Source organism: Stenotrophomonas sp. YIM B06876 (genome assembly GCF_030711595.1).
GTDB lineage: Bacteria > Pseudomonadota > Gammaproteobacteria > Xanthomonadales > Xanthomonadaceae > Stenotrophomonas.
In genome coordinates this window covers 203,025-209,024 of the sequence record NZ_JAUJUJ010000003.1, presented here as the reverse complement: position 1 = coordinate 209,024, position 6,000 = coordinate 203,025, and the positions used below count along the sequence as shown (strand labels likewise).

General features: G+C 66.2%; 4 protein-coding genes. 3 read left to right on the top strand and 1 reads right to left on the bottom strand.

All coding sequences use genetic code 11. The features are described 5' to 3' along the window. Positions 1-113: 113 nt before the first annotated feature. Together dnaE and QZH66_RS03165 are read left to right on the top strand one after the other, a co-directional pair. Positions 114-3,692 carry a DNA polymerase III subunit alpha gene (dnaE, locus tag QZH66_RS03170; protein WP_305804496.1) on the top strand — a complete coding sequence of 1,193 codons (3,579 nt, stop codon included), beginning with the start codon at positions 114-116 and terminating at the stop codon, positions 3,690-3,692. A gap of 75 nt (positions 3,693-3,767) precedes the next feature. Then, a complete protein-coding gene (locus tag QZH66_RS03165; protein WP_305804495.1) occupies positions 3,768-4,727 on the top strand; it encodes an acetyl-CoA carboxylase carboxyltransferase subunit alpha in 960 nt (319 codons plus the stop codon). A gap of 113 nt (positions 4,728-4,840) precedes the next feature. Here QZH66_RS03165 and QZH66_RS03160 read toward each other — a convergent pair whose 3' ends face one another. After that, complete coding sequence (locus QZH66_RS03160) at positions 4,841-5,293, bottom strand: CopD family protein (protein WP_305804494.1); 453 nt, start codon at positions 5,291-5,293, stop codon at positions 4,841-4,843. A 63-nt stretch (positions 5,294-5,356) separates the two neighbouring features. Here QZH66_RS03160 and QZH66_RS03155 point away from each other — a divergent pair, with 63 nt between their 5' ends. After that, positions 5,357-5,953, top strand: coding sequence for a class I SAM-dependent methyltransferase (locus QZH66_RS03155; RefSeq protein WP_305804493.1), 597 nt, complete (start codon positions 5,357-5,359; stop codon positions 5,951-5,953). The last annotated feature ends 47 nt before the right edge of the window (positions 5,954-6,000 follow it).

Genomic DNA, 6,000 nt, shown 5'->3' with positions numbered 1-6,000 from the left:
CTGCGGCGATCCGCGAGCACGCGCGCCGCCACCGCGGCGGGGCGGGCGCGCTGTCAAGCCTTGTTCACGCCGTGCGCCACCGCTACCCTGACCGGGCATCATTCTGGTCCAGCATGTCCACTTCCCGTTTCGTCCATCTCCACGTCCACACCGAGTTTTCGCTGGCGGATTCGACTATCCGTGTCCCGGCGAAGCCGGAGCAGGCCGACCCGAAGAAAGCCAAGCAGGCCAACCTGCTCAGCCGCGCGGTCGAGCTGAAGCTGCCGGCGCTGGCGGTCACCGATCTCAACAACCTGTTCGCGCTGGTCAAGTTCTACAAGGCCGCCGAGACGGTGGGCATCAAGCCCATCGCCGGTGCCGACGTGATGATCGCCGAAGAGGGCATGACGCCTTGGCGGATGACCCTGTTGTGCCGCGATCACGATGGCTACCTGAGCCTCTCGCGGCTGCTGACCCGGGCGTGGATGGAAGGCCATCGCCCCGAGGGGGGCGTGGCCGTGCATCCGGACTGGCTCAAGGCCGGCTGCCACAACCTGTTTGCGCTGGCCGGGCGCGACAGCCTGGCCGGGCGTCTGGCCGCCGACGGCCGCCACGACCTGGCCGAGCAGCAGCTCGCCGACTGGCAGCGGGTGTTCGGCGATGGCCTGCATCTGGAACTGACCCGCACCGGCCGCGACGGCGAGGAAGCCTTCAACCAGTTCGCCCTGCAGGCCGCCGGCCAGCGCGGGCTGCCGGTGATTGCCAGCAACGACGTGCGTTTCCTGTCGCCGGATGATTTCGCCGCGCACGAAGCGCGCGTGTGCATTTCCTCCGGCCGCGTGCTGGACGATCCCAAGCGCCCGCGCGACTACAGCGACCAGCAGTACCTGAAATCGGCCGAGGAGATGTGTGCGCTGTTCGCCGACATCCCCGACGCGATCGACAACACGCTGGCGCTGGCGCAGCGCTGCAACATCGAGATGCGGCTGGGCACCTACTTCCTGCCCGACTATCCGGTGCCGGACAACGAGACGCTGGACAGCTGGATCTGCAGCGAGTCGCGCAAGGGCCTGGAGGCGCGGCTGGAGAAGAATCCGCTGGCCGAAGGCAAGACCCGCGAAGACTATTTCGAGCGGCTGGAATTCGAGCTGGCCACCATCATCAAGATGGGGTTTCCCGGCTACTTCCTGATCGTGGCCGACTTCATCCAGTGGGGAAAGAACCAGGGCATCCCGATCGGACCGGGGCGTGGCTCCGGTGCCGGCTCGCTGGTGGCCTGGGCGCTGCAGATCACCGATCTGGATCCGATCCCCTACAACCTGCTGTTCGAGCGCTTCCTCAATCCCGAGCGCGTGTCGATGCCCGACTTCGACATCGACTTCTGCATGGACCGCCGCGATGAAGTCATCGACTACGTCGCGCGCAAGTACGGCCGCGAGCGCGTCAGCCAGATCATCACCTACGGCACCATGGCCGCCAAGGCGGTGGTGCGCGACTGCGGGCGCGTGCTCGGCTTCCCGTATGGTCTGGTCGACGGCGTCTCCAAGCTGATCCCCAACATCCTGGGCATCTCGCTCAAGGACGCGATGGGCGAAGGCAAGGATCCGGAAATGGCCTCGCCGGAGCTGATCCAGCGCTACCAGTCCGAAGACGATGTGCGCGACCTGATCGACCTGGCGCGCCAGCTCGAAGACCTGACCCGCAACGCCGGCAAGCACGCCGGTGGCGTGGTGATCGCGCCCGAACCGCTGGCCGAATTCTGCCCGCTGTTCGCCGAACACGACGAAGGCGGCCGCGGCCGCAACCCGGTCACCCAGTTCGACAAGAACGACGTCGAAGAAATCGGCCTGGTGAAGTTCGACTTCCTCGGCCTGCGCACGCTGACGATCATCGACTGGGCGGTCAAGGCGATCAACAAGCGCCATGAGCGCGCCGGCATCCCGCCGGTGGACATCACCGCGCTGCCGCTCGACGACGTCCCGACCTACAAGGACATCTTCGCCAACGGCAACACCGGCGCGGTGTTCCAGTTCGAATCCTCGGGCATGCGTCGCCTGCTGAAAGACGCGCGCCCTGACCGCTTCGAAGACCTGATCGCGCTGGTGTCGCTGTACCGGCCCGGCCCGATGGACCTGATTCCGGACTTCAACGCGCGCAAGCACGGTCAGCAGGAAATCATCTATCCCGATCCGCGTACCGAAGCGATCCTGAAAGACACCTACGGCATCATGGTGTACCAGGAGCAGGTGATGCAGATGGCGCAGATCGTCGGCGGCTACTCGCTGGGCGGCGCCGACCTGCTGCGCCGCGCGATGGGCAAGAAGGTGCCGGCGGAAATGGCCAAGCACCGCGAGATCTTCCGCGAAGGTGCGGCCAAGGACGGCGTGGGCGAGGCCAAGGCCGACGCGATCTTCGACCTGATGGAGAAGTTCGCCGGCTACGGTTTCAACAAGTCGCACGCCGCCGCCTACGCGCTGGTCAGCTACCAGACCGCCTGGCTCAAGCGCCATTACCCGGCCGAGTTCATGGCCGCGACGCTGTCCTCGGACATGGACAACACCGACAAGGTGGTCGGCTTCCTGGCCGAGGTGCGCAACCTCGGCCTGACCGTGTTGCCGCCGCGCGTCAACGAATCGGCCTACATGTTCGAAGCGGCCAGCGCCGACACCATCGTGTACGGGCTGGGCGCGATCAAGGGCGTCGGCCAGGGGGCCTGCGAAGCGGTGGTGGAAGAGCGCCAGCGCGGCGGCCGCTATACCTCGCTGCTCGATTTCTGCATGCGTGCCGGCTCGGGCAAGCTCAACCGGCGCACGCTTGAGGCGATGATCAACTGTGGCGCGCTCGATGGCCTGGGCAAGAACCGCGCCTCGCTGATGCTGCAGCTGCCCGAGGTGCTCAAGGCCACCGAGCAGATGGCGCGCGAAAAAGCGTCGGGGCAGAACTCGCTGTTTGGCGCGCCGGACCCGGCCACCACCGCACTGCAGCTGGACCTGCCGGAAAGCAATGAATGGGCGCTGGGCCAGTTGCTGGAGGGCGAGCGTGAAACGCTCGGCTTCTACCTCAGCGGCCACCCGTTCGACCCCTATGCCGATGATGTCAAGGAGCTGGTCGGCACCGATCTGGGCATGCTCGAAAAGCTGATCCCCCCTGCGCGTCCGGGCAAGGACGGCGAAAAGCGCGCATGGCGGCAGGAAACCCCGGTGATCCTGGCCGGCCTGGTCGTCGGCGTGCGCCGCAAGGGCGAAAGCCAGGTCTTCATGCAGCTGGAAGACGGCAAGGGCCGCGTGGAGTGCAGCGCCTTCACCGACGGTCTGGCCGAGTTCGGCCACCTGATGACCAGGGACCGCATCCTGGTGGTCAAGGGCGGCCTGCGCGAAGACGAATTCAACGGTGGCTATGCGCTGCGCATCCGCCAGTGCTGGGATTACGAGCAGCTGTGCGCCGACCACGCGGTTCGCCTGTCGATGCGTATCGATGCCCGGGACGGCAACGCATGGCCGCGCATCAACGAACTGCTGGGCCGCCACCGGCCCGGACGCACGCCGCTGCGGCTGGATCTGGTGCTGGCCTCACCGCAGGGCCCGGTCGCCGGCATGCTCGATGTCAGCGGCGCGATGGCGGTGCGCGTCAGCACGCCGCTGGTGGAAACCCTGCGCGCCGACCCGGCCGTACGCACGCTCAAGGTCAAGTACAGCCCGCCCTGGGCCACCTGATCACCGGACGGACGCGTACGGGCTCGCCTGACGCGTTCGGCTACACTTTCCCCCTTTTCTTCACGACGGTTTCCGATGAATCCGAATTACCTCGATTTCGAGCAACCCATCGCTGATCTGGAAATCAAGATCCAGGAGCTGCGCAGCGCCAGCGCCGGCCCGGCGGTCAATGTCGATGCCGAGGTGCGGGCACTGCGTGAAAAGCTGCGGGTGCGCACGGCGCAGATCTTCCGCAACCTGACTTCATGGCAGGTGCTGCAGCTGGCCCGGCATCCCTCGCGTCCGTATCCGCTGGATTACATCCGCACCTTCTGCGATGAATTCCAGGAGCTGCACGGTGACCGCGCGTTCTCCGACGACAAGGCCATTGTCGGCGGCCTGGCCCGCATCGGCGGCCGGGCGGTGATGCTGATCGGCCACCAGAAGGGCCGCGACACCAAGGAGAAGATCAAGCGCAACTTCGGCATGCCCAAGCCCGAGGGCTACCGCAAGGCGTTGCGCCTGATGAAGATGGCCGAACGCTTCAAGCTGCCGGTGCTGACCCTGATCGACACCGCCGGCGCATGGCCGGGTATCGATGCCGAAGAGCGCGGCCAGTCCGAGGCCATTGCCCGCAACCTGATCGAGATGGCCGAACTGAAAGTGCCGGTGATCTGCACCGTGATCGGCGAAGGCGGCTCCGGCGGGGCGCTGGCGCTGGGCGTGGGCGACCGCACCGTGATGCTGCAATACAGCGTGTACTCGACCATCAGCCCGGAAGGCTGCGCCTCGATCCTGTGGAAGGACGCCGGCAAGGCCAAGGACGCCGCCGAGCAGCTGGCCCTGACCGCCCCGCGCCTGAAGAGCCTGGGACTGGTCGACAAGATCGTCCGCGAGCCCACCGGCGGCGCGCACCGCAACCCGGTGCAGATGGCCAAGCGTCTCAAAGCCGTGCTGCTCAATGAGCTGGACGAGCTGGAAAAGCTGTCCACCGAGGAACTGCTGGCCAAGCGCTACACGCGCCTGCGCAGCTACGGCGCCTACGAGACCGCCTGAAACCGCACTGCAAAAACCCCTGCAGCGCCGCAAGGCGCGAAGATGCCTTTCTGGCAGATACGAAAAGGCCGGCATTGCCGGCCTTTTGGTTGCCGCTCAATCGTGGCGCCGTCTCAGAACGGTTTGGCCAGCACCAGCCAGACGATGGCGATGAACAGCACCAGCGGCAGCTCGTTGAACCAGCGCAGTGCGCCCGAGGAACGCAACGCGCGGCCCTGGATCGTGCCCTTCAACCAGCGACCGGTGAAAATGAAATACACCAGCAGCAGCAGCACCAGCCCCAGCTTGGCATGCAGCCAGCCGGCGGCGCCGGGCGGTGCCATCGTCGGGAAATCCGGAATCACCCGATAGCCCAGCCACAGCACCAGCCCCAGCACGAAAGCGATGCCGAACATCACGTGGCCGAAGCGGTACAGGCGCTTGCCCATCAGCTGCAGCCGTTCAACCACCAGCGGCTGCCCCGCCGCCTCGGCGATGTTGACCAGGATCCGCGGCAGATAGAACACCGCCGCCATCCATGCCACCACGAAGACAAGGTGGAAGGTTTTGACCCAAAGGTATGGCATGCAGCAACTCCAGCGGCGGCGTAGGATGAGCGCCATTTTCACCGATCCGCACACGACACGCACATGCAGGACAAACAGTACGACGCCGCCTACTTCCAACGCTGGTACCGACGCGACGATATCGGCGGTGCCGCACGGCTGGCGCGCAAGGTGCAACTGGCGGTCGCCACCGCCGAGTACTACCTGGAGCGGCCGATCCGCAGTGTGCTCGATGTCGGCTGCGGCGAAGGGGCTTGGCGCGCGCCGTTGCTGAAATTGCGGCCGAAGCTGCAGTACATCGGCTTTGACAGCAGTGATTACGCGGTGCGTCGCTACGGCCGCACCCGCAACCTGCACCCGGCCCGGTTCGGCGATTTCGCCTGGCTGCGTCCCTGCGCCCCGGTGGACCTGCTGGTGTGTTCGGACGTGCTGCACTACGTGCCCAGCCGCGAACTGCGCCCGGGCGTGGAAGGACTGGCCGAGTTGTGCACCGGGGTCGCATTCCTAGAAACCTTCGCTGCCGAGGATGAGTTCCACGGCGACCATGAAGGTTTCCAGTCGCGGCCGGCCCGCTGGTATCGCACGCAGTTCACCCGCGCCGGATTCAGCGCTGTCGGCTCGCACTGCTGGCTTGGCCCGGCCCTCACCGGGGAGGCCGCCGCCCTGGAACAGTCGCGCTGAGCAGCGTGGTGCACGCGGCTGGGGTTTACGATATGCTGCACGGCAAC

Bases quoted from the DNA above. Each gene is read 5' to 3' on its own strand.
- dnaE (WP_305804496.1), top strand. From the start codon at position 114: ATGTCCACTTCCCGTTTCGTCCATCTCCACGTCCACACCGAGTTTTCG.
- QZH66_RS03165 (WP_305804495.1), top strand. From the start codon at position 3,768: ATGAATCCGAATTACCTCGATTTCGAGCAACCCATCGCTGATCTGGAA.
- QZH66_RS03160 (WP_305804494.1), bottom strand. From the start codon at position 5,293: ATGCCATACCTTTGGGTCAAAACCTTCCACCTTGTCTTCGTGGTGGCA.
- QZH66_RS03155 (WP_305804493.1), top strand. From the start codon at position 5,357: ATGCAGGACAAACAGTACGACGCCGCCTACTTCCAACGCTGGTACCGA.